26 protein-coding genes and 2 pseudogenes are annotated in these 23,647 nt (G+C 51.8%); 20 read left to right on the top strand and 8 right to left on the bottom strand.

The features are described from left to right. Positions 1-101: 101 nt before the first annotated feature. The 10 genes and pseudogenes from ACHHV8_RS18670 (at position 102) to ACHHV8_RS18625 (ending at position 8,297) form a co-directional block, all read left to right on the top strand. Positions 102-1,208, top strand: a complete 1,107-nt coding sequence (locus ACHHV8_RS18670) for a CobW family GTP-binding protein (protein ID WP_395160466.1) — start codon at positions 102-104, stop codon at positions 1,206-1,208. 60 nt (positions 1,209-1,268) lie between these two features. Beyond that, the gene (locus ACHHV8_RS18665) at positions 1,269-1,727 is read left to right on the top strand and encodes a Fur family transcriptional regulator (protein WP_395163556.1); all 459 of its coding nucleotides are present in this window, start codon (positions 1,269-1,271) and stop codon (positions 1,725-1,727) included. A 259-nt stretch (positions 1,728-1,986) separates the two neighbouring features. Next, positions 1,987-3,078, top strand: a pseudogene (locus ACHHV8_RS18660) (sulfate ABC transporter substrate-binding protein). Between the two features lie 72 nt (positions 3,079-3,150). Beyond that, the gene (cysT, locus tag ACHHV8_RS18655) at positions 3,151-3,984 is read left to right on the top strand and encodes a sulfate ABC transporter permease subunit CysT (RefSeq protein WP_395160464.1); all 834 of its coding nucleotides are present in this window, start codon (positions 3,151-3,153) and stop codon (positions 3,982-3,984) included. 90 nt (positions 3,985-4,074) lie between these two features. Beyond that, positions 4,075-4,956, top strand: coding sequence for a sulfate ABC transporter permease subunit CysW (gene cysW, locus ACHHV8_RS18650; RefSeq protein WP_395160462.1), 882 nt, complete (start codon positions 4,075-4,077; stop codon positions 4,954-4,956). 5 nt (positions 4,957-4,961) lie between these two features. Beyond that, positions 4,962-6,024, top strand: a pseudogene (locus ACHHV8_RS18645) (sulfate/molybdate ABC transporter ATP-binding protein). A 98-nt stretch (positions 6,025-6,122) separates the two neighbouring features. After that, positions 6,123-6,932, top strand: a complete 810-nt coding sequence (locus ACHHV8_RS18640; RefSeq protein ID WP_395160460.1) for an alpha/beta hydrolase — start codon at positions 6,123-6,125, stop codon at positions 6,930-6,932. Between the two features lie 67 nt (positions 6,933-6,999). Then, the gene (locus ACHHV8_RS18635; protein ID WP_395160458.1) at positions 7,000-7,212 is read left to right on the top strand and encodes a YezD family protein; all 213 of its coding nucleotides are present in this window, start codon (positions 7,000-7,002) and stop codon (positions 7,210-7,212) included. Positions 7,213-7,338: 126 nt separating this feature from the next. Then, a complete protein-coding gene (ssuE, locus tag ACHHV8_RS18630; protein ID WP_395160456.1) occupies positions 7,339-7,920 on the top strand; it encodes an NADPH-dependent FMN reductase in 582 nt (193 codons plus the stop codon). A gap of 65 nt (positions 7,921-7,985) precedes the next feature. After that, positions 7,986-8,297, top strand: coding sequence for an RNA-binding protein (locus ACHHV8_RS18625; RefSeq protein WP_395160454.1), 312 nt, complete (start codon positions 7,986-7,988; stop codon positions 8,295-8,297). Between the two features lie 24 nt (positions 8,298-8,321). On the opposite strand, the gene ACHHV8_RS18620 is transcribed toward ACHHV8_RS18625, so the two are convergent. Together ACHHV8_RS18620 and ACHHV8_RS18615 are read right to left on the bottom strand one after the other, a co-directional pair. After that, the gene (locus ACHHV8_RS18620; RefSeq protein WP_395163555.1) at positions 8,322-9,545 is read right to left on the bottom strand and encodes an MFS transporter; all 1,224 of its coding nucleotides are present in this window, start codon (positions 9,543-9,545) and stop codon (positions 8,322-8,324) included. Between the two features lie 135 nt (positions 9,546-9,680). Then, entirely contained in the window at positions 9,681-10,595 is a 915-nt protein-coding gene (locus ACHHV8_RS18615) for a DMT family transporter (RefSeq protein ID WP_395160452.1), read from the bottom strand. A 159-nt stretch (positions 10,596-10,754) separates the two neighbouring features. Between ACHHV8_RS18615 and ACHHV8_RS18610 the strand changes: the two genes are divergently transcribed. The 5 genes from ACHHV8_RS18610 (at position 10,755) to ACHHV8_RS36810 (ending at position 15,306) form a co-directional block, all read left to right on the top strand. Continuing rightward, a complete protein-coding gene (locus tag ACHHV8_RS18610) occupies positions 10,755-11,600 on the top strand; it encodes an ABC transporter substrate-binding protein (protein WP_395160450.1) in 846 nt (281 codons plus the stop codon). Between the two features lie 91 nt (positions 11,601-11,691). Further along, a complete protein-coding gene (locus tag ACHHV8_RS18605) occupies positions 11,692-12,372 on the top strand; it encodes an amino acid ABC transporter permease (RefSeq protein ID WP_395160448.1) in 681 nt (226 codons plus the stop codon). After that, the gene (locus ACHHV8_RS18600) at positions 12,365-13,087 is read left to right on the top strand and encodes an amino acid ABC transporter ATP-binding protein (protein WP_395163554.1); all 723 of its coding nucleotides are present in this window, start codon (positions 12,365-12,367) and stop codon (positions 13,085-13,087) included. The genes ACHHV8_RS18605 and ACHHV8_RS18600 overlap by 8 nt, the downstream gene beginning before the upstream one ends. A gap of 393 nt (positions 13,088-13,480) precedes the next feature. Further along, complete coding sequence (proS, locus tag ACHHV8_RS18595; protein ID WP_395160446.1) at positions 13,481-14,788, top strand: proline--tRNA ligase; 1,308 nt, start codon at positions 13,481-13,483, stop codon at positions 14,786-14,788. A 251-nt stretch (positions 14,789-15,039) separates the two neighbouring features. Next, entirely contained in the window at positions 15,040-15,306 is a 267-nt protein-coding gene (locus ACHHV8_RS36810; protein WP_483874884.1) for a CDI toxin immunity protein, read from the top strand. A gap of 84 nt (positions 15,307-15,390) precedes the next feature. Here ACHHV8_RS36810 and ACHHV8_RS18590 read toward each other — a convergent pair whose 3' ends face one another. The 5 genes from ACHHV8_RS18590 to ACHHV8_RS18570 form a co-directional block, all read right to left on the bottom strand. Next, a complete protein-coding gene (locus tag ACHHV8_RS18590) occupies positions 15,391-15,762 on the bottom strand; it encodes a pepsin/retropepsin-like aspartic protease family protein (RefSeq protein ID WP_395160444.1) in 372 nt (123 codons plus the stop codon). A gap of 18 nt (positions 15,763-15,780) precedes the next feature. Further along, positions 15,781-16,038 (bottom strand): hypothetical protein, encoded by a 258-nt coding sequence (locus ACHHV8_RS18585; protein ID WP_395160442.1) that lies wholly within the window; start codon positions 16,036-16,038, stop codon positions 15,781-15,783. 455 nt (positions 16,039-16,493) lie between these two features. Beyond that, a complete protein-coding gene (locus ACHHV8_RS18580; protein WP_395160440.1) occupies positions 16,494-17,669 on the bottom strand; it encodes a M20 family metallopeptidase in 1,176 nt (391 codons plus the stop codon). Positions 17,670-17,810: 141 nt separating this feature from the next. Beyond that, positions 17,811-18,002 (bottom strand): hypothetical protein, encoded by a 192-nt coding sequence (locus tag ACHHV8_RS18575; protein WP_395160438.1) that lies wholly within the window; start codon positions 18,000-18,002, stop codon positions 17,811-17,813. 157 nt (positions 18,003-18,159) lie between these two features. Next, on the bottom strand, positions 18,160-18,345 hold the full coding sequence (locus tag ACHHV8_RS18570) for a Spo0E family sporulation regulatory protein-aspartic acid phosphatase (RefSeq protein WP_395160436.1): 186 nt from the start codon (positions 18,343-18,345) through the stop codon (positions 18,160-18,162). Positions 18,346-18,822: 477 nt separating this feature from the next. Here ACHHV8_RS18570 and ACHHV8_RS18565 point away from each other — a divergent pair, with 477 nt between their 5' ends. From ACHHV8_RS18565 to ACHHV8_RS18545, 5 genes are read left to right on the top strand one after another with little or no spacing between them, the layout of a single operon-like run. Continuing rightward, positions 18,823-19,767 carry a stalk domain-containing protein gene (locus ACHHV8_RS18565; protein ID WP_395160434.1) on the top strand — a complete coding sequence of 315 codons (945 nt, stop codon included), beginning with the start codon at positions 18,823-18,825 and terminating at the stop codon, positions 19,765-19,767. Between the two features lie 4 nt (positions 19,768-19,771). Further along, complete coding sequence (locus tag ACHHV8_RS18560; protein ID WP_395160432.1) at positions 19,772-20,311, top strand: hypothetical protein; 540 nt, start codon at positions 19,772-19,774, stop codon at positions 20,309-20,311. Next, positions 20,289-20,642 (top strand): hypothetical protein, encoded by a 354-nt coding sequence (locus tag ACHHV8_RS18555; RefSeq protein WP_395160430.1) that lies wholly within the window; start codon positions 20,289-20,291, stop codon positions 20,640-20,642. Before ACHHV8_RS18560 ends, ACHHV8_RS18555 begins: the two co-directional genes overlap by 23 nt. A 49-nt stretch (positions 20,643-20,691) precedes the next feature. After that, on the top strand, positions 20,692-21,795 hold the full coding sequence (locus ACHHV8_RS18550; protein WP_395160428.1) for a copper amine oxidase N-terminal domain-containing protein: 1,104 nt from the start codon (positions 20,692-20,694) through the stop codon (positions 21,793-21,795). After that, positions 21,740-22,435, top strand: a complete 696-nt coding sequence (locus tag ACHHV8_RS18545) for a hypothetical protein (RefSeq protein WP_395160426.1) — start codon at positions 21,740-21,742, stop codon at positions 22,433-22,435. The genes ACHHV8_RS18550 and ACHHV8_RS18545 overlap by 56 nt, the downstream gene beginning before the upstream one ends. Positions 22,436-22,623: 188 nt before the next feature. Here the strand turns inward: ACHHV8_RS18545 and ACHHV8_RS18540 are convergent, their stop codons facing one another. After that, positions 22,624-23,511: a polysaccharide deacetylase family protein gene (locus ACHHV8_RS18540; RefSeq protein ID WP_395160424.1), complete on the bottom strand. Its 888-nt coding sequence runs from the start codon at positions 23,509-23,511 to the stop codon at positions 22,624-22,626. Positions 23,512-23,647 lie beyond the last annotated feature (136 nt).

Raw genomic sequence — 23,647 nt, 5'->3', positions numbered from 1 at the left:
TAATAGTAATAATTACATATAATTGACTTTGACGGCAGAGAGCGATACAATTTTTATATGTAATCAAGCAGTAAGCCATCATGGGCGAGGAGAGAATAACGATGAATCAAGCGGTTCCTGTACATATTTTATCCGGTTTTTTGGGCAGCGGCAAAACGACGCTGCTGACGCAAGCGCTGGATTATTATAAAGAAAGCGGTCTTAAGCCGGCTGTTCTGATGAATGAGCTCGGCGATGTGAACCTGGACGGCATGCTAGTCGAGAATGATGTGCCGATGACCGAGATGCTGAGCGGTTGCATTTGCTGTACGATCCGCGGGGACCTGGGGTTGGAGCTTCGCGACCTGATCCGGGACAATGATCCGGACGTTATTTTCGTCGAGTGCACCGGGGCGGCCAATCCTATCGAGATTCTGGACGGCGTTACCGACGCCTCCCTGCTGACGGAGCTGGAGCTTCGCAGCGTCGTGACGGTTATCGATGCGGCGCAGTTGCTGGAACGGCATCAGAAAGGGGCGGGGAAGACCTACCGTCTTATGCAGGATCAGATCCGGTGCGCGACACACCTGATTCTGAATAAAACGGATTTGATCGGACCCTCCGACCTGGTAACGGTAGAGCAGCTGATCCGGGAGTGGAATCCGGTAGCTCCTTTAACCGCTACAGTGAAGTGTCAGGTGGATCTGTCCTTGTTTGACCGCGCGCAGGGGAATGTTTCTAACGTCCAGGCGGAGCCTGCGCCGGATGCCCATACCTGCTCGCACGAGCATGAGCATGGGCACGACTGCGGCCATCCGTCCCACAGCCATGATCACGAGCCGCACGCAGAGCACGAACATCATGAACACCATGAACACCATGAACACCATGAACACCATGAGCCGGCAGGTAAGCATCATTCGCACGACCACGTGATGGTGTATACGCATTATTTTCAGCGGCCTATCGACAGCGAACAGTTCGAAGCGCTCGTCGGGCGGCTGCCGGAGGAAATTTACCGGGCCAAGGGCATTTTGCAGTTTTCCGATACGGGCAGCGACAGCTTGTTTTTATTCCAATATGCATACCGGGAGATGGATTTTGTCAAAATCAAGCCGAAGGAGCTGGTTCCGCATGTTGCCGTATTTATTGGAGAGCATTTCTCCAAAGAGAAGCTGGCTGCGGATTTAAATGCGCTGGAGCAGGCCGCCGAGGCGCAAAAACATTGACTCTCATGGCAGGATAAGGCATTATTAAACTAAGTATGCTACAAAATTGAGGGATGAATGATGGCTAACCACAAGCATGACCACAACGCACAGGAGACCATACAAGAAATGCTGCGGGCGATGTCCAACCACGGCTGGCGGATTACCGATCAGCGGAAGAGCCTCGCGACCTTATTCGCGGAGGCCGAAGGCTACCTGTCGCCTAAGGATGTCTATGAGCACATGCGGCAGAGGTATCCCGGCGTTAGCTTCGATACGGTCTACCGCAATTTGCGGCTGTTAAGCGAAATGGGTGTTCTGGAGCAGTTTCATTTGAGCGACGGCTTGAAATTCCGTGCGCGCTGTCTATCGCATCATCATCATCATATGATTTGTATTCAGTGCGAGAAGACGGTCACATTCGAATTTTGCCCGATGAAGCAAGTACCTAATTTACCGTCGGATTTTCAGATTTTGAATCACCGGTTCGAAATCTTCGGATATTGCAGTGAATGTGCATCGCAAGCAGCCCATCCATAAACGTCGAAAACCTCGTGAGAACCGGATTCGGTTCCCGCGGGGTTTTTCTTGTTTTTCCAGGCACAAGCCCGCACAAAAACCGATTGACACAATTCACCAGCGGTGTTAATATACTGTCTATAAATCATAGTAATCTCATCGGAATATTTAATCAATCAACCGGACCACCGGAGATTGCAACAAGAAGCGGACTTTGCCCTGCACAAGATACCGATTACTAGATTCATTTGGATTCACTAGTTGAGGGGAGAATAAACAAATGTCAAATTCTATCGTTGCTAATTGGAAAAAGTGGTCCGTTATCAGTTTGGTCAGTTTATCTTTACTCGGTTTAACGGCATGCGGAGGCGGATCGGCAGGATCCTCTACGGCTCCGGCCGCATCCGGCTCGGACGGAAAGCCTGCAGCGTCGGCTAAGCCGGTCGAATTGCTTAACGTATCCTATGATCCTACGCGCGAATTATATCAGGAATACAATAAAGCTTTCACGGCGTATTGGAAGAATAAAACCGGACAGGATGTTACTTTCAAACAGTCGCACGGCGGATCGGGTAAACAAGGCCGTTCGGTTATCGACGGTCTGGAAGCGGACGTTGTCACCCTAGCGCTGGCCTACGACATCGATGCCATCCAGGAAGCGGGACTCATTCAGAAGGATTGGCAGTCGAAGCTGAAGGATAACAGCACGCCTTACACGTCGACGATCGTGTTTCTGGTGAAGAAAGGCAATCCGAAGGGAATTAAAGACTGGGACGATTTGATCAAGCCCGGAGTTCAGGTTATTACTCCGAATCCGAAAACGTCCGGCGGCGCCCGCTGGAATTATCTTGCGGCATGGGGCTATGCTTACAAGAAATTCAACAAGGACGAGGCGCAGGTGAAGGACTTCATGACCAAATTGTTCAAAAACGTGCCGGTGCTGGATTCCGGAGCCCGTGACTCGACGACGACGTTCGTTCAGCGCGGGATCGGCGATGTCCTGATCGCGTGGGAGAACGAAGCTTACTTGTCTCTGAATGAGTTCGGCAAAGACAAATACGAGATTATTACGCCTTCGATCAGTGTGCTCGCAGAGCCGCCGGTAGCGGTTGTCGATAAAGTAGTCGATAAAAAAGGAACGCGCGAAGTGGCGCAAGCGTACCTGGAATATTTGTATACGGAAGAAGGTCAGACGATCGCAGCGAAAAACTATTATCGTCCGCGTCTCGAGTCCGTAGCCCAAAAATATGAAAACCAATTCGCCAAAATCAACCTGTTCACCATTGACGAAGAGCCGTTCGGAGGCTGAACCAAGACGCAAAAAACACATTTTGCCGACGGCGGGGTTTTCGATCAAATTTACAAACCGTAAGCTTAGTAAGGAAATCAGAGCGGTCTTCGGTCAGTTCAACCGGAGAGCTGAATTGTCAGAGGAGAGGAATCCATGGCTAAGGCTTGGAAGCAACGTAGTATACTGCCCGGGTTCGGGCTGTCAATGGGATTTACCGTCGTGTATCTTAGTTTGATCGTGCTGTTCCCGCTTTCCGCCATTTTTATCAAAACCTCCGGCTTGACCTGGGCGCAGTTTTGGCACATCGTCACGGATGCCCGGGTCGTCGCTTCCTATAAAATAAGCTTTGGCACCGCGTTCGGAGCAGCGCTTGTCAACGCTGTGTTCGGATTCATCCTCGCCTGGGTGCTGGTCCGGTATCATTTCCCCGGCAAACGGTTTATCGACGCGCTGGTGGATCTGCCCTTCGCCCTGCCTACCGCTGTAGCCGGGATTGCGCTGACGACGATCTATTCGCAGAACGGCTGGGTAGGCCGGCTGCTGGAGCCGTTAGGAATCAAGGTAGCCTTTACGCCAATCGGCATCATGCTGGCGCTGACCTTTATCGGCATCCCCTTCGTTGTCCGCACGCTTCAGCCGGTGATCGAGGAGCTGGAGAAAGAGATCGAGGAAGCGGCGGTCAGCCTGGGCGCGCACCGCTTCACTACCTTCACGAAAGTGCTGTTTCCGCAGCTGTTTCCGGCCCTGCTGGCCGGATTTACGCTGGCATTTGCCAGAGCCGTCGGCGAGTATGGATCGGTCGTTTTCATCTCCGGCAATATGCCGATGAAGACCGAGATCGCTCCGCTGCTCATTATGACGAAGCTGGAGCAGTACGATTATGCGGGGGCGACGGCCATCGCGCTGGTGATGCTGGTCATCTCGTTCGTGATGCTGTTGATTATCAACTTCCTGCAGTGGCGGGCGAACCGCTTCAATACGCAGTAAAACGGAGCGGATAGAAATAATCGCAGCAATACCTGGTTTATCGTTTAAGAAGCCGGCTTTTCCCTGGAAAAGCCTATAGGAGGAACTGCCATGGCCGGTTATGTGGCAACCGTGAAAGCAGGTTCGGTGTCGGTCGAGAGGCCGAAGCACATCACTGAACCGACGGTCGTAAAATGGATATTAATTAGTATTTCGCTGCTGTTTCTTGGCTTGCTGCTTGTACTTCCGCTGATTTCCGTATTCGTGGAAGCTTTCCGCAAAGGCGCCGAGGTGTATATGAAAGCATTGGTTGAGCCCGATGCTGCGGCCGCCATCCGATTGACGCTGCTAACCGCGTTGATCGCGGTGCCGATGAACCTGGTGTTTGGTTTGGCGGCCGCCTGGGCCATTACCAAATTCAACTTTAAGGGCAAGAATCTTCTGATAACCTTGGTGGATCTTCCCTTTGCCGTCTCGCCTGTCATCTCGGGCCTGATCTATGTGCTTCTCTTCGGCGCCAAAGGATGGTTCGGACCGTGGCTTGCGGAGCACGACATCAAAATTATTTTCGCGCTGCCGGGCATTGTTCTGGCGACCGTGTTCGTTACCTTTCCTTTCGTTGCCAGGGAGCTGATTCCGCTGATGCAGGCTCAGGGCGTACAGGAGGAGGAAGCCGCAGTGACGCTCGGGGCCAAGGGCTGGCGTATCTTCTGGAAGGTGACGCTGCCGAACATCAAGTGGGGTCTGCTCTACGGCATTATCCTGTGCAACGCGAGAGCGATGGGCGAATTCGGTGCGGTATCCGTCGTTTCCGGCCATATCCGGGGCTCTACGAACACGATGCCGCTTCATATTCAGATTCTGTACAACGAATATAATTTCGCCGGTTCCTTCGCTATGGCTTCGCTGCTGGTACTGCTGGCTGTCGTCACGCTAGTCGTCAAAAGCATCGTGGAGTGGAGATTTCACAGGACGCAGCAGGAAGGGGAGTAAGCAGGATGCATATTGTAGCCAAACATTTAATGAAAAGCTTTGGTTCCTTTCAGGCGACCAAGGATGTCAGCTTCGAGATCGAGAAAGGAAAGCTGATCGGTCTGCTCGGAGCCGAGCGGAGGCGGCAAAACGACGATTCTCCGCATGCTGGCAGGGCTTGAAGAACCGGATTCCGGAGAAATTTTGTTCCACGGGCAAAAGGTGAACGATCTGCCTCCGCAGGCGCGGGGAATCGGCTTTGTTTTTCAGAACTACGCGCTGTTTCGTCACATGACCGTATTCGATAATATCGCGTTCGGGCTGACGGTACAGAAGCGAAGCAAGCAGGACATTAAAGCAAGGGTCAGCGAACTGATCGAGCTGACTGGCTTGAAGGGGCTGGAGAAGCGGCTTCCGAATCAGCTGTCCGGCGGACAGCGCCAGCGCGTCGCTTTCGCCCGGGCGATTGCGCCCGAGCCTCAGCTGCTGCTTCTGGATGAACCGTTTGCGGCGATTGACGCGAAGGTGCGCAAGGAGCTTCGGACCTGGCTGAAGGATATGATCAACCGTGTCGGCATTACGACGATCTTCGTCACGCACGACCAGGAGGAAGCCGTTGAGGTTGCGGATCAGATCATGATCATTAACCAGGGCGTATTGGAGCAGCAGGGCGCGCCGATCGATATTTATCAGCATCCTTTGACTCCCTTCGTTGCCGGCTTTATCGGTGAATCGAACGCGCTGGAGCATCTCGGCCAGTTCAAAGGCTTCGAGCGAGCGAACCTGCCTGATGCGAGGGCGATCATCCGTCCTGAATTTGTCGAAATCGGATTCCCGAATGAAATTTCCTATCCGTCGGCTGCCGAGAGCGGAACCGTGCGCAATGTATTTTTCCGCGGTACGAATTGGCAGGTAGAGGTGGAAGTCAACGGACAGCATTTGTTTGCCTACCGTTCCTTGGAGCAGGAGGCGCTGGAAGCGGGGGATCCTGTGTATGTGCTGATTCACCGCGTTTATTTGTTCAACGACTCGGCGCATCAAACCGTTGAAAACGGGTTGAAAATCGATCCGCTGCCGGTTCATATTTAATTTATAATTTTCCCAGTTTGGACTCATACTAACATATTATAAGATAATTACATTCTATTGCACTGCCTGCAGAAAGCAGCCGGAAAGGAAGAGTTGTCATGGAACATCATATTACAATTCAGAGCGGACAAGAGGAGCTGACGGCAACTCTTCACTATCCCGCATCCACGGATTCGCGAAATCCGATCATCATCATTGCCCACGGCTTTATTGGCAGCCGGGTTGGCGTAGACCGGTTGTTTATTAAAGCGGCGAGGGAGTTCAGCGAGCTGGGTTATATGGTGCTTCGCTTTGATTATGCCGGCTGCGGGGAAAGCACGGGAGAGTATGGTTCCGGCGGCTTGGATGCGATGATCGATCAAACAAGACGCGTCATTGACTATGCGCTCGAGATCGATTGCGTCGATCCTAACCGGGTCATTCTGCTCGGGCACAGTCTGGGAGGCGCGGTATCCATTCTGACGGCGGCACGGGATAAGCGGGTCAAATCGCTTGTGCTTTGGTCTGCCGTAGCGCATCCTTTCAATGATATCGTCAAGATTACAGGTAAAAAGGTATATGAGGACGCCGTTCAATTCGGCAGCTCCGATTATTCGGGCTATTCCTTCAAACCGGAATTTTTTGATTCTTTGGCGAGACATCAGCCTTTCGAGCAGACGCGCAAATTTTCCGGGGACGTATTGGTCGTGCATGGAACCAGTGATGAAGTGATTCCTGTCGACTACTGCTTTTTGTATCAAAAGCTTTTCTGGCTTCGCTCCCAGGGGCAGTGCGAGAAGGAAGTTATTTTCCAGGCAGATCATACTTATTCATCCCAAGCTTCTTACAATGAGCTGATGCAGGTAACCAAAAATTGGCTGGTATCTTTGGAGCAAAAGAAAAACGATTGGTTCGATTGGACTATTTAATCAAGAAATATTTCGGCTTATAATCCGAGTATGAATATAGGAATTGTATATTTTGGGAGGGGTAACTATGGCGAAGCCTTTGGAAGTAGATACGATTTGGAGCCAAAGAATTTTGAATTCGGTGAATGGTTTGGAATATGGTACGGTTCAAATTGTCGTTCATGATGGAAGGATCGTGCAGATCGAGCGAACGGAACGCAAACGGTTCGAATCCGAGGCAGCGCTTCGCGACAGAGATTCGTCGGACGGCAAACCGCAGCACCGCAATCACCGAAGCTAGTCATGTATGTTTTGTCTACCGGAACACCGGAGACTTCTCCGAAGAAAAGCGGCGGATGGCGCCGGCTTGGAGAGGTCTTTTTTTGTGGATGGAATAGTCTTTAACTTGACAAAGGAGTGAACCTTTATGGCAAAGGTCGTTATATTATCAGGCAGCGCTACTGCAAAATCACGTTTGGACGGAGTGCTGGCATGGCTGGAAGCTTCGCTTCGCCGGGACAATATTGAAACCGAGACGATCAAGGTACGCGATCTGCCTCCGGAGGCCTTGATTTATGCGCAGTTCGACCATCCTGCTGTAGTGGATGCGAACCGCCTCCTGGCAGAAGCGGATGCGGTCATTGTAGCTTCCCCCATTTATAAAGCCTCCTATACCGGGGTGCTGAAAACATTCCTGGACTTGATTCCGCAAAAGGGGCTGGAAGGGAAAATCGTTCTTCCAGTTGCTATCGGCGGTACGAACGCGCATCTGCTGGCCATCGATCACGCATTTAAGCCTGTCCTGTCGGCGCTGAGCGCCTTTCCTGTTCTGCAAGGCGTTTTCGTACTGGATGTGCAGGTGGAGCGTCAAGCGGATGGGGGTTACACCTTGAGTGAGGAAATTACCGGCAGACTGGCACAAGCGGCTGAGGCGCTTGTACAGGAGATTCACCTGCGGAATTCCGCCCGGCGTACGGAACAGGCGGATGCATCCACGGTTCTTTCCTGAGAACTACCTGCGGTGAAGACCGGCTCGGAAGCTTGCTATTGAACTTGGAAGGAGCGGAGGCCCTGATGATAGCGAAATCTTATACCGAAGAACGAACGCTGGCTGAAGCGGAGGTGCTGCATCTGCCGGACATTCAATTCGTTACCTACTGCTTTGAAATTTTCGGGCTGAACCGGGGAATTTATAACACAATCGACCAGTGGCTGTTTGAGCACGGCTTTGCGGATATCGTTCAGAGGCGCAAAATCATCGTTACTTTCTTGAGCGATTTGCAAACCAAGCACGGTTTGGAAAGAAACGGCTCTATCCTGAGGTTCGGCAAAGGCGGCTTGACCAAGCAGCTTTACGATTATGTGCAGCCGATCCAATCTATCTGAAAAAGTAAAAAAGCAGCGTCTCCTTTAGCGGGCCGCTGCTTTTTGCTTGCTAGGCCTGATAGCAGCCAAAGACCAGAGCACGGATAGTACACCTAGAATAGCGGAGCTGTAAAAAATCCAGCTGACCGATGAAGCCATGAACAGCGAAGCCACCGGAGGCCCGACGGCCACGCCAATAAACCGCATGCTGCTGTAAAGCGATGTGACGGTACCGCGCTGCTCTTTTTCAATCCCCTCTGTAATGATCGCATCCAGGCTCGGCAAAGCGGCGCCGATTCCGGTACCTGCCAGGCCGGTCAGCCACAGAAGGCTCCCGAGGGAAGTGATTTTGAATTGCCCGCAGTACCATAAAGCGCCGCTCATCAAGAGAAGCCCGATAATCGTCACCCACTTCATACGCTGCTTGTTTTCCCCGATAGCTTTTCCCGCCCCATAGGAAGCGAGGCATAAGGCAGCCAGCGGAATTGCGAGCAGCCAGCCCTTGGACACCCCTCCGATGCCATACGTATCCTCCAGCAAATTGGAGAGATAGAACAATGTAGCGAATACGGTATACATGCAGACGGCGCCCACAAAAAATACGGCGAGCAGCCAGCGGGCTTTTTCGCGGAACACCGTCACGATCGACTGCCAAAAAACCGACAAGCTTGAAGAAGAGGCTTGTTCTTTGCGTTCCTTCGGTATTTTGACAAGCCATCCGACAAGCGCGATGGAAAGAAGGCAGAGCGCCGGAATGGCATAGAAAGGAGCATACCAGACGAGAGCAGCCAGCAGGGAGCCAAGGATAGGGCTAAGCACCTTACCGAACGTATTGGCTGTCTCAATCACACCAAGACCTGCGCTTACGTCGCTCTCCTTCTTGAACAGATCGCCGACCAGCGGAAGCACGATCGGCGCCGCGCCTGCCGCCCCGATTCCTTGGAGCAGCCTTCCGCCGAGAATATACGGGTACGCGTGAGCTGTGAAAGAAGCGGCTAGCGCAGAGATAGTGCCCCCTGCCGCGGCAATAATAAGACTTGGAATCATGACCTTCTTACGTCCGAAGCGATCGGACAAGTAGCCTGCTACCGGGATCAAGACGATGGCAACCATGGAATAGACTGTGATGATCAGGCTGACTTGAAATGAAGTGACGTGCAGCTGTTTGGTTAGCGTGGGGAGGGTAGGAATGAGCATGGAATTCCCCAACGTCATAATAAAAGGAACCGAGGAAAGGGAAAGCAGCGCTCCTGTTTTGCCGGATTCCATAAAATTCGGTACCACCCTTTACTTCCTGAATTTTATAAAGCGAGCGTGGGCGTTTCCGGCAGTCCGGTCAACGGTTTGGCTAACAAGTAATATGCGTCGAGTACGGGGAATTCATGCAGCAGTTGGGACTCGCCTTTATTTGGCTGAAGAGCTTGCCGGACGTGCCGTTACACGGTTGGTTTTCAGAAAAATCCATACCCCCGCCAGCAGCAGACAGCAGGCAATAGCTTGAATGAACGTAATGTCTTCTCCAAGCAGCATCCAGGCCAATAACGCGGCTCCAACGGGTTCTCCCAGTACGGCGGTGGAGACGGAAGCGGCATTCACGAATTGCAGCGACCAGTTGAAGAGTACGTGACCGAATAAGGTGGGTACCAGCGCCAGCAGAAGGAACAGGCCCCACTCGCGTCCTTCATATTGTATAAATGAATACCCTTGCGCCAGGTTAAATACGGCAAACGAAAGCGCAGCGACGAAAAATACGATAAAGCTGTAAGGCGTTGCAGCTACGCTGCGGCTGAGCTTTTGCCCGAGCAGCATATGTACGGCGACGGCCGCGGTTCCGAGCAAAGAAAGCAGGTCGCCCTTCCATTCGTTGCCGGACATCGATACAGACATATCCTTCCAGCCTACCATCATAGCTCCTCCGACTGCGATGGCGATTCCGATCATAGCTGCAGCCGTTGTTTTTTCCCGGTAAGCGACGTAGGCTCCCGCCAGTACCAGAATAGGCTCAAGCGTCATCAGCACCGTGGAGCTTGCCACACTGGTATACCGCAGAGAAGCCATCCAGAGCAGAAAATGAAGCCCCAGCGCCACTCCTGACCCGACTAAGTATATCCAATTTATGGATTTTATCCGTTTGATTTCTTCTATATGTTTCCAGATGAAGGGAAGCATCAGCACGTTGGTGAACAGCAGACGGTACATGCCGGAAATCGATACCGGGGCTGTCGACAGCTTGATAAAAATAGAAGAGAACGAGATGGCTATAATGCCGATCAAGAAGATGAGCCATAAGGGAATGGGGCTTTTTTTCGTTGTTTCCATTCAAATTCCTCCCAGCAGGTGGTTCAAACCAGTTTATTATACTAGAGAAGCTTGCCGGCCGCTAGAAAAAAATAGATAGAGCAGCCCTATCAAATGAGTTGTCAAAACGATAGAGGGTATTATATAATGTGAGAGTTGTTTAGAAAGGAGAATTGACCAATGTTAAAAAACAAAAACAAAGCATTCATTTTTATGCTTTTAAGTGTCGTACTGCTTATGGCAGCTTGCGGACAAAAACCTGCGGCGGTTGCGCCTCAGAACGGTGCAGGCCAAGAGACGGCTGCAAAAGAAACGAAACTCGATCAAATTAAAAAATCCGGTAAGCTGGTTGTAGGTACCAGCGCAGATTATCCTCCTTACGAGTTTCACAAAGAAGTGAACAAAAAGGATGAGATCGTCGGTTTCGATATCGAGATTGCCAAAGCGCTGGCTAAAGACCTGGGCGTAACGCTGGAAATTAAGGATATGAAGTTTGACGGCTTACTGGCTGCCTTGGAGGCGGGCAACGTGGATTTCGTTATTTCCGGTATGACTCCGACGCCTGAGCGCCAGCAAAGCGTGGACTTTACGAAAATTTATTACACCGCTGTGCAGAAGGTTGTCGTACGCACCGAGGATAAAGATAAGTACAAGTCCATTGACGACTTGAAAGGTAAAAAGGTAGGCGCTCAAAAGGCTGCGACGCAGGAAACCATCGTTCGGGAGCAAATGCCGAACTCCGAGGTTAAGGCGCTCTCCAAAATTTCCGATCTGATGCTGGATCTGAAAAACAAAAAGTCCGAAGCTCTTGTCGTTGAATTGCCTGTAGCTACGGCATACTTGTCCAAAAATCCGGATTTGACGATTACGGATATCAAGCTGGAAAATCCAGACAGCGGCTCTGCTATCGCTGTGAAGAAAGGCGCTCCGGAGCTGGTCGAAGCGATGAACAAGTCTTTGGACAAGCTGATCAACGATAAAGCAATTGATAAAATGGTTACTGAAGCAAACGATATGGTGGAATAATAAAACAAGCACGTCGACATGAAACCTGTGCGGAATAAACCGGCCAGGTTTTTGTCGGTTTTAAGAACCTAAACTGCAAGGAGGTGACCCGGTGGATTTTTCATTTTTGCCTAAGTATTACATGTTTTTTATTAACGGTGCGAAGATTACGATTTTGCTCTCGATATTTACAGTGGTGTTAGGGGTCATTCTCGGGATTGTCTTGGCCTTGATGCGCTTATCCCGGTTTGGCGTGCTCCGCATGGTCGCCACGGCCTACATTGAGTTCATTCGGGGAACGCCGCTGCTGGTGCAGCTGTTCCTCTTTTACTACGGCCTGCCGAAGCTGGGGATTGAATTTCCGGACATTCCGGCGCTGGGCACCGCGTTCCCGGAATTTATGGCGGGTGTGGTGGCCTTATCGGTGAACAGCGCGGCTTATGTCGCCGAAACGTTTCGTGCCGGTATTCAAGGCATTGACAAAGGACAGATGGAAGCGGCGCGCTCCCTCGGGATGCCGCACAGTATGGCGATGCGGCACATCATTTTGCCGCAGGCGATCCGCAATGTGCTTCCGGCGCTGGGCAACGAGTTTATCGTCATCATCAAAGAATCGTCGATCGTATCGGTCATCGGGATCAGCGAGCTGATGTACAATGCGGATACGGTTCGCGGGAACTCGTTCCGTCCATTCGAACCGCTCATTGTGGCCGCGCTGATTTACTTCGTCATGACGTTCACGCTGTCCAAGCTGCTGGGTGTAGCGGAGAGGAGGATGAGGAACTCTGATTAAGGTAACGGATTTGCATAAATCGTTCGGGCGTCACCACGTTCTGCAGGGGATCGATATCGAGATTGAAAAAGGTGAAGTGGTCGTCGTCATCGGTCCGAGCGGCTCCGGTAAGAGCACCTTTCTCCGCTGCTTGAATTTGCTGGAGCAGCCTACGGGCGGGGATATCGCTTTTGAAGGGACGTCTCTCATTCACGGAAAGCCGGATATCAACAAGCTGCGTGAGCGCATGGGTATGGTGTTTCAGCAGTTCAATCTGTTCCCGCATATGACGGTGCTGGACAATATCACGTTGGCTCCGCGAAAGCTGAAAGGCATGAGCGAGCAGGCGGCCAACGATGTCGCCCACAATCTGCTGCGCCGCATCGGATTGTTCGATAAAGCGAACAGCTATCCTGGGCAGCTGTCGGGCGGACAGAAGCAGCGCATCGCGATTGCCCGCGCTTTGGCGATGTCGCCGGCCATGCTGCTGTTCGACGAGCCGACCTCGGCGCTCGATCCCGAAATGGTCGGAGAGGTGCTGGATGTCATGAAGCAGCTGGCGGCCGAAGGCATGACCATGGTGGTCGTTACCCATGAAATGGGCTTCGCCCGTGAAGTGGGAAGCCGTCTTGTCTTTATGGACGGCGGTAAAGTCGTCGAGCAGGGCAAGCCTGCCGAAGTATTCGCCAATCCGCAGCATCCGCGGACAAAGGAATTTTTGGGCAAAGTATTGTAACTTCCGGCTTGATTGTTGGCTGGAATTGATGTAAATTAATGTAAACATGTACATTGCTTTTTCATAAAAGCTTGGACCAAGGATATAAGTTTCACATCAGGAATCGCCGCAGAGAGGGAGTTCACCGGCTGAAAGACTCCCCGATCCCCGTGAAATTTCCCGCCTTGCAGCTGCAGTGGAGAACGTATGCCTGATGCCGGAACGGATCCGGACAGCCGCTAGTATCTGTTGCCGGGACCGTCCCGTTATCCGGATGAGACAGCGCTGCGCGGAAGCCATTACTTTGGTGCGGCGGTGAAACTAGGGTGGTACCACGAGCACATTCGTCCCTGACGAATGTGCTTTTTTGCGTTATTCAGCACTTGAGATTGAGATGAAGCGGAGGGATGTCCGATGAGACAACAGCATTTATTTATGCCGACCCTAAGAGAGGAACCTAGCGATGCGGAGACAGCCAGCCATATGCTCATGCTGCGGGCGGGGCTGATCCGCCCATTGGCGGCAGGAGTGTATACTTACTTGCCGCTTGGCTTAAAGGTGCTGCGAAACCTGCAGCATATTATCCGCCAGGAGCTGGACGCGGCGGGAGCGCAGGAGCTGCTGATGCCTGCGATGCAGCCTGCGGAGCTGTGGACGGAGTCGGGGAGATATGACGTGTACGGTCCTGAGCTGATTAAATTCCGTGACCGCCATCAAAGAGAGTTCGCTCTCGGGCCGACGCATGAGGAAGTTATTACAAGCCTGGTAAGAGACGAGATCCAAAGCTACCGCAAGCTTCCGGTCACGCTCTACCAGATTCAGACCAAATTCCGCGACGAGCGGCGGCCGCGTTTCGGCCTGCTGCGCGGCCGGGAGTTTCTGATGAAGGACGCATATTCTTTTGATACGGACCTGGAAGGGCTGGATCGTTCTTATTGGAAGATGTACCGGGCCTATGAGCGGATTTTCACCCGGGCAGGCTTGAATTATCGCGCGGTGGAGGGAGCCGCGGGAGCGATAGGCGGAGAAGGGGGAACGCACGAATTTATGGCGCTGGCGGATATCGGAGAAGACACTCTGGTCAGCTGCGGAAGCTGCGGGTATGCGGCGAATTTGGAGCTGGCTGTTTCACAGGAATCCCAAGGTACGGATCAAGCAGAAGCGGCCATGGAGTTCCGCGAGGTACGGGAGGGAGAACATTGCTCGAAGTGTGGAAGCCTCTTGACGCTAACCCGCGGGATCGAGATTGGACATGTATTTAAGCTTGGAACCAAATACAGCGCCAAGCTCGGGGCCGTCTTCACCTCAGAGGCCGGCAAGGAACAAGCCATGCTCATGGGGTGCTACGGGATCGGCGTCTCCCGGCTGCTGTCCGCAATTATAGAGCAGCGCCATGACGAGCAGGGGATTCTATGGCCGGAGGCTATAGCCCCTTTTCGAGTGCATATCGTTCTCGTCTCTGCGCAGGATGAACGTCAGGTTCATCTGGCGGACCGGCTCTATGACGAGCTGCTCCGCCGTGGAATCGAGACGCTCCTTGATGACCGGGACGAGCGGGCCGGAGTTAAGCTGAAGGAGGCGGATCTGCTGGGCTGCCCGATCCGGATTGTCGTCGGCAAAGCGGCAGCGGACGGCCAGGTCGAATATAAGAAACGCGATGCTGCCGAGGTTCGCTTGTGCGGGCTGGAGGAAGCATTGGGGCTTTGCTCGTTGGGAGAGTAAGCAGAGTACTTTAAATTAACATAGATGCAGCTGACGCTTATGACCGTGCTTTATAAATTTATTCCGTCATAAGCGTCACCTAGTGATTCAAGCGCATCATTTAACCAATACCACTTTTCCCGCCGTTTTAGATTAGCTGATTAAGCAAAAGTGAGCCAATATGATGAAACATCATCTTCATAGCTTTCACTAATAATAATTGGATTCGCTAATAAAAAATCTTCTGGAGAAACAATCGTTATTGCTCTGAGATGTCTAGTCATTATTGCGCAAAGTCAATTATTGAAAGCTCGAAGCTATTATTAAGAAATGGCCACTCCATTAATGATCGCGTATATGTATTATGGGGTTACGGTCTTTATCCTGTGATTGAAACTACTGTGGAATGCTCCATAAATGCGATTGATGATTTAACGGCTATCGGCTCGGATCAATGGTTACTTCATTCTACTACGCGGTACGTTATTGAGATTTTTCATAATGGGGAGATAACAATTGGTTTTAGAAATAACCATTAATCATTAGCCCTGAAGGAGGATTGTATTGAAAGAGTTATTGCATATGGATTTATTTTAATTTTAGTGGATAAGCAACTAAAGATCTTATGGTTTAATATAACTTACCTGCATTGTTTCAAAATCCACCTTCAGTCCGGTCAGCAGCATATAATCGATTCCAATAATGCCTTCAAACCCATACGGCTCATAAATTGAACCGAGCTGTAAACGAAACGAAGACAGGTTAACAGAGTCAATCCTGATATTGTGAACGAACTGCTCGTAACAAGCCTCACTAGTTCCGCCTATTCCATACATCCGCTTTACTGTTCCGTTGATGAAGTCGGGATACAAACCGATAGCTGCCAGTATATCCGTATCAAAAACAGTAGCGGCACAGCCGGTATCAAATAGCACATCGGTAAGCTCGATGGTATGATTATTACTCGATGGATAAAGAAACAATTGGCAATCCATGAATCATCCGAATCCGCATTAGTGCTGTCTCACCCCGGAAAAGAACTCTTCAACCACTTCCACGTTCGCGCGGCTAGTATGGAAAATATAAAGCTCCCGCCCTGGATCTTGTTTATGATACTGCTTGTACCCTTCCCAAGCTTCCTTAGAGTCTTGATACTCGTTCACCACGGACATTTCATCAATGGTACGAATCCGGTTCTGGGAGGTGGCTTTAAGAGCCTCAACCAGCACAAATCGATTCGGATAAATTATAGTGATTTCGTTCCATTTCATGATCGATCCCTCCTTACGGCTCGGATAGAATTAGTATACCATAAGCCTCTAAGAAGCATCATTGGTTGTACTTCAAACCATATCTCCAACGCCATACAAAAGCAAAAGCGAAGAGTAAAGGGCCGATTCTCAAACAATCGTCATGAGAGGCACAAACCCGCTCAACGAGGAAGTATCGATTACTATACGCCTCACGCGATTCACTTCAATCCAGGCGATCTCGAGACTTACAGAAGGGTGAACGATGAGGTGATGGAGCAGGATGCCTTCATCCTGGAGGCTCAGAAGCCCGAGGAGCTTCCGCTGGACTTGCAGCGGAGCTGAGTCCCAAGCTGGATCAGAGATGTCCTTCTCCGACCGAAAATGGCTCGGCGGCGAGCTTGGCGTGCGTTAGGGAGCCGCATAATTAGAGAAGCCCAGCCTCTTCCGGCCATCGGAGAAGCTGGGCTTATGCATTAATCGGCGCCTGACACGCTGTTCTGAAATTCCTTGCGGATCGCATCCAGCGTCTGCGGGCTGCGGATAGCGTCATAAGCGGTAAAGGCAAGCGCCCGGGCGCCGAACAGCATTCCCTCGAAGGCGCGTTCCTGCATGGCCAAATCGCGGAATTCCGGCGTGTGCAGCAGGTGTTTCTCATCAATCACTTTGATATATGGATGGATAGCGGGACAATGACGCGAGACGTTGCCCAAATCGACGGAACCGTGATCCTTCCCGTATTCGATAGAGGTCTCATCCACTCCCATATCGATCAGGTTACGGGTGAACAGATCGGAAAGCGTCTCATTGGTAATCAATTCGTCGTAAGAGTATTCGTAATTGGACACCTTGAGCGTACAGCCGGTCTGCAGCGCCGCCCCTTCGGCGCAGCGGAGCACCTTGCTCACCGTCTCGTCGGTGTAGGGACGGTTGGCGGAACGGATGTAAAATTGGGCGGCTGCATATTCCGGAATAATATTGGCCGCCTTGCCGCCCTCGGTGATAATCCCGTGAATGCGGGTATGGCTTTGAAGCTGCTGCCTCAGCGCATTAACGGAATTGAACAGCTGCAGCACGGCGTCCAGCGCGTTGACGCCTTCATAGGGGCTTGCCGCCGCATGAGCGGCTTTGCCGAAGTACTCGAATTGAACGGCATCCATCGCAAGCGATTGCCCCGATTTCTCGTACGTATGGTAAGGATGGGCCATCAGCGCGAAGTCGACATCGTCGAAGAGGCCGGCTGCGGACATGGGAACCTTGGCACCCTTCGTTTCCTCGGCGGGCGTGCCATAGACACGGATCGTTCCGCCAAGCTTGTCGATTACCGATTTTAATCCGATGGCGGCGGCTGCCCCCATAGTGCAGATCAAATGATGGCCGCAGGCATGGCCCAGCTCGGGAAGCGCGTCGTATTCGCAGAGAAAGGCGACGACAGGGCCCGGTTTGTCGGCAGTGTATGTTCCAATAAAGGCGGTCGGCAAATTCAAAACCGGGTTTTGCACGGTAAAGCCGTGAGCTTGCAGCAGGCCGATCAGCTTCTCGGACGCCTGAAATTCCTCATGGCCAAGCTCAGGATGTTCTCCGATAAACCGGGCCAGCTCAATCAATGAGGCTTTATGTTGTTCTATGGTGCTTTCGATCGTTGATTTCATGCGGGCAGCTCCTTTGTCATAAACGTTCCTGTTCGGTTCATACAATGATTATAATACATTGCCATGAAAAAAGCCTCCGCAGCCTCTGGGTTCAGAGGTATGCGAAGGCTTGTTGTATACGGACACGGTTTTAAATTTCGGTTATTGGACCGTTCGGCGCGAGGCATCACGAATGATTTGGTCCTCGAGAGAACGTTTGATTTTATGCATGGCGTCCACTTCAAGCTGATGATTTTGCGGAAAACGCACACCGGTTAATGCAAGCGCTTCATTTAAAGTTAATTCGACTGAAATTTTTTTTACCTCTTGATTATTTTGAGCCTCGTAAGTCATTTTACATCGCTCCTTTTTACATGATCGTTATCTGCATCAAGATAGGGGGATTGTAGCTACGAGTAGATTGTTGATTGTGCTTAAACCCTTGATATTGCTTGATTTCAATATAACACATCATGTAAAGTATTTCAAGAGCAATCGAATGAAAAGGGCTTCATTTTTTTAGAGGCATGTCCAGCTCCCGGCACATCCGCAGACGCTGCATGGTGACGACCACATCATCAATTTCCTGACTTAATTTAACGACACGAGGATCCACTAAGCTGCCGGTTTGTTCCACTAATGCGTACAGACGCTCCTGCATGAGCCCCATACTTTGTTCAAGCTCCCATAGTTTCATTACCCTTCGTCCCCAATCACTAGGCATAATATCTCCGACCTCGAAATATTATAATACGTGCGCTTTGTAAATTATGTAAATTGGTGTCGACGCTATGAATTTTTTTGGACATCTCCTATAACTGACTCAATTTATGGAATACTTTGCCAGTTTGGGGCGCTTTTACTGCGAAACATGACAATGCATGATGATGTTCCGCCATTGAAAGGATGGCGTTTTTTTGGCGTGCGTACAGGCCGGAGAGGCATATCTCGTATTCATATAGACTTGTCGTTTTCAAACGTGATAGTATTTTACTAGCGTTTAAATCTATTAAAGTCGGTAAAGCCGGCGATGCCCAAGCTGCGGAATGTGTCCGAAAATTACAGAAACCCTCCGGTTTCGACTGCGTATGAGTATAGGAATGTCTTTTTTTGGGGCGTGGAATGATTCTGCTATTATAAAATCTCTTAATTTATGCAAAGGAGCTTTCGATTTATGTTTCGCAATCGTAATTTCATAAAAGCCATGACCGCTGCCGCCTTGTGCGGTACGGCGCTTACTGCAGGACTGCAAGTGCCGCTTACCGTTGAAGCGGTATCGGCTGCAACGACACAACTGCACATTATCCCAGGCAAAGAGGAAGCCACGGTCAACGGCGCAGCCTCATCTTTGGAGGAACCGGCAGCATTGATCGAAGATTCGATCTATGTGCCCGCGCGCTGGCTTGCTGAGCAGCTTGGGCTGCAGTTGAATTGGAACGAGACATCCCGCACGGTCGGCCTGCTGACCTCCAAAGGATATATCGAGTTCAACCCCGATGGGGATACCGTTTCGGTGAACGGGAATCGCACCGCATTTGAAGGTTCGGCGGCGATTCGCCACGACCGGCTTCTCGTCAAATTATCCTGGATCGCGCCCTGGCTGGATATCGCTTACAAATATGATGAATCCACCCGCGGGGTGGCGATTCAATTCGTTGGGCAAGTATCCACTGCCTACAAGGAATCGGATCTGACAGCAGAAGATATGCAGGTCAATTCCAGGCCGATTGCCAAATTCGCTTTTGATAAACCGGTGTACCGGCTCGGCGAGCCTGTGAAGATTGTAGATCTCAGCTATGATCCCGATGCCGAGGGGCTGCCCGATTACGAATGGACAGGCAAGGAGGAGGCTTATTTCGAGCCGGGAACTTATACTGTAACGCTCAAGGTTAAGGACGGGAAAGGGAACGAGAGCGAGCCGTTTACGAAGTCCGTTCAAGTCGCGGATGCGCCTTATCTCAGCAAGGCTGACTTTCCTTATTATGCAAAGCCGGAAGGGTCTGTGTTTGCATATGATTCTGCCGTGATCCCGGTCCTCTCCGCTCAAGATCAAGAAAAGAAGGCGGGACCGGCCGTTCCGGTACTTGTTCGCCAGCCGGATGAACCGGCCGCTGCTTAGAGGAATGAGTACGGAGCCCGTTACGAAGCCCGGATTTTTGTTCAGGGATGAGATCAACGGGCAGGCGAGATTGTACCCGAGCTACGTGAACGGCTTGACGGGCAAGGCCCAGCTGTCCATTGTGCTGCGCAACAAGGATGATAAGAAGCCGGTGAAGGTGACGACGACCCGTAAATCGCTTGCTGCTCCATCGGTGTACAACCCGGTTCGGGCCTATAAAACGCTGGAGGAATTTATGACGGCGCAGCCTTCGGAGGATGAAGTGACGGTGGGTCCGGGCGAAGAGGTTATTTATGCGGCAAGCCCGGAGCTGAGCCCCGGACAAGGCTTTCAAAATCTGTACGACCTGCAGACCGACGGGCCGCTTGACGTCTCGTATCTTTTAACGCCTCCCGGACTGAAACCGTATGACATAGGGAGGCTCGAGCAGGTCGGGTTTAACAGCGCGGCGGATGCGTCGGGAACCTTTCCGGTATCCGAGGTTTCCTGGAATATCGATGCGCGGCCGCTAAAGCAACCGCATGTCTCTGACGATCGGCGATGATCAGGTAGAGCCGGTGCTGCAAGGCATGAATCCGGCAACACGCCAGGAAGCGCAGCATCCGGGTTACGCGGGCGTACATTACCGGATTGAACTCACTTCCGCCGATTCCGTTGCGCTGGCGCTTCATGCGCGCGGCGGATTTTTCCAAGGGGCGGTGAAGGTCAACGGGCAAGCTGTGGAGCTGCCTGAGGCGGGCTTGACGGACAAGGAAGCGCTGCTGCTCCACCGTACGAAAAGCAAGCAAGCGGACACGGTCGTCATCGAGCTGATGGCTGCAGACCGCACACAGCTTCCTGTGGAGCTGCTTGCTATTCCATTAGAAGCTAAATAACCTGTGAGAATTTGCGAATTAATAGAGTTAAAGGAGATTGACATCCATCATGCTTTTGGCACAACCTTTCAAACGCATTTTAAAGCCCTTATTTATGTTATCCCTTGCCGTTTCACTTCCTGCTCCGGCGCTGCTGGCTCCGGTTACTGTCCAAGCGGCCGAAGCCGTGCCGCAGAGCAGTTCCATGCTGTTCTATTTCGGGGACAAGCAGGCTTTTGTTGACGGCAGACCGGCCCAGCTGGACGCTCCCGTGCTTCAAAAGGACGGGCAGACCTATATCCCTGCGGCCATTCTCCCTTCAATCTTAGGCGTACCTGTCGATTGGAACGCGGACACATCGACCGTGCAGGTTACGCTGCCGGACGCTTACGCGGCATTTGCGCTTGGGGCCGGCGAGCTTCGCTTGAACGGGCAGACCGAAAGCTTTGAGCAGGCCGCGGCTGTATGGGACGATCGGCTCTATATCCGCATGGACTGGCTGAACCGTCATGTTCAATTTAAGGCAAGCGTCAACGAGGAGCTCCACCGGCTGGAGCTGCTTTATGTGAAAATGCCCCAGGCGGGCAAGACGTTTCATAACGATACCATGCCGAATACGAAGCCGATCGCGAAATTTTCAACGGATAAAGACACGTACCGTCTGGGAGAGCCGATCCGCTACAGCGATGAAAGCTATGATCCCGACGGCGATTCGATCGCCAATACGGAGTGGACAGGGAAGGCGGAGGCGATTTTTCAGCCGGGCCTGTTCAAAGTATCGCTGCAGGTAACGGACAGCCAAGGGACGGTCAGCGACAAGTTTTCGCGCAATGTGGAAATTGTCAACGAGCCTCACCTGGATCCGTTCGATTACAAGGTGTATCACGAGCCGGTGGGAACGTATGTGAAAGAGGAGGAGCAGACGCTCCGCCAATATTTAAGAGGGATCCCGCAGCTGCCTATCGAGGCGAAGACGGTGTCCGACAGACCTTTGATTGTCAGCGACAGTCCGGAGACGTTTACCGAGAAGGGCTTCCTGTATCAGGAAAAAGTAAACGGCAAGGCCCGTTTGTACGCCGACCATGTCAATGGGACGAACGAGAAGCTGCAGTTCGCCATTGTGGTGCGCAACCCGAATCCGGAACCGGACGGTCACGATCAAAACAACGCGTAAAGGCGAGGTGTATCCTTCCATTTACGCCAATCTGATCGGCAACGAGGCCTCGGTGGAGTTTTTGCAGGATGATGATGAGAAGCGGCAGCCGGAAACGATGACCGTCGGGCCCTACGAGACGCTGTATTACAAGAAAATGCCGGACTTCTTCCCGGGACAGGGCATGAATGTGCTTTATGACGTAGAGACCGACGGAGAAGTGTATTTCTCGTTCGTTGCGATGGATGCGGGAGCCGGACTCGATACAATAGGGATGTATGATCGTCTGCCGTACAAAGGTAACGTGAGAGGGACATTTGACAGCTCGGATGTGGTCTGGAATATTGATGCGCACGATTGCAGCAAGCCAACGAGCATTACGATCGGAGACGGCACAACGGACAAGTTCGTGACGGGAACCGATTTCTTCTCCAAGGAAGACTCGCTTAACTTAGGCAACTATGGTGTTGTGTACAAGATCCATCTGGATCATCCGCGCAAAATGGCGGTCCTTTCTGCTGCCGCGCGGCGGCGTGTTCCGCGAACCGTTCGAGGTGGATGGCCGAATCGTCCAAGCACCGCCGTCCGGCGTCATGATGGACTATCAAGGCTACACGATTCTGGCGCGGACGGACGGTACCGAGCCTTCGATGGATATTGAATTTACCCCGGCCGCAGGCTCGGCGTTTCCGGTCGACGTGATTTTTTATCCTATAGATGATAAGTAAGACGGGCTGACCCGAACCTTTGGAAAAAAGCAGAACCCCGTCCCGCGGCGCATGCCGCTTAAAGTGACCGGGGTTCCTCTTCTTAAACATGTTGACGCGAGTGAACTGGGACGATCACGACTTATTTGCCGCTGGGGATGTTGAACAGCTCCGGAACGGTAACCATCTCAATCCCTTGGCTGTGCAGGCTTTCAATGATGCCGGGCAGCGCTTGAACCGTTCCGGATAAATTCTCGCCCTCGCCTCCGCCTGCGTGCTGGAGAATAACCGAACCGGGCGCAACGTGGCCGAGAACATTTTCCTTCACTTGATCGCCGCTTAGACCCTTCCAATCGAGGGAGTCTACGTTCCAGTTCACAATGTGATAATTTTGGCTGGCCAGCCATAAAATTTGCTGTTCAGTCACGTTGCCGTAAGGCGGACGGAACAAGGTGGGCTTGTAACCGGTTATGCCGGCGAGCACCTGCTCGGTTCGGAGGATTTCGCTTTGGAAAGCTGCATCATCGATTTTGTTGCCGTTCGGATGCGTGAAGGAATGGCTGCCTATGGCATGGCCTTCCCGTATCATGCGGCGGATCATTTCCGGGTGAGCCGCAGCGCGGTTGCCGACAACGAAAAAGGTGGCCCGAACGCCATAATTATGCAGAATATCCAATACTTGCGGTGTGAAGATCAAATCCGGGACATCGTCAAAGGTAAGCGAAACTTGTCTCTTCGTAGAGGGCGCATTAAATAAAAAGGTGCTTTTATATTTGTGATGCAAATCAGCCAGGCTGAGCGGCTTGTTGGAGCGAACCTGGCTTTCCTTGCCCGCGAGCAGCTCCGGTGTCGAAGTGTGATTCAGCGATTGGAGCGGACCGTTCTCAAGCGTATCCGTACCCGGTGCGGCGGATTGTTGCTGCAGGCTCTGGGACGGATTCGGTTTGGTGCCGCTGCAGGCGGCCGTGCCGGTGATTTGTAAGGCCGCAATGATCGCGAAGAGCCATGCTCTGGTTCTGAAACGAAACATGGTGAGGTCATCCTTTCTTCGTTTTCCTATTGTGTTATTTAATTACTTTGCGTTGTTCCGGTATTTTTATGTATTGACATGCCGTTTGCTGGAAGATTAAACTTTTTGGAGCGGCTTACTTAGGTTATAATAAGAG

The sequence above is a fragment of the Paenibacillus sp. TAB_01 genome (assembly GCF_043945595.1).
In the GTDB taxonomy this organism is placed as follows: Bacteria; Bacillota; Bacilli; order Paenibacillales; family NBRC-103111; genus Paenibacillus_S.
The sequence above is the reverse complement of the archived record's forward strand: the minus strand, read 5'-3'. Positions and strand labels throughout refer to the sequence as shown.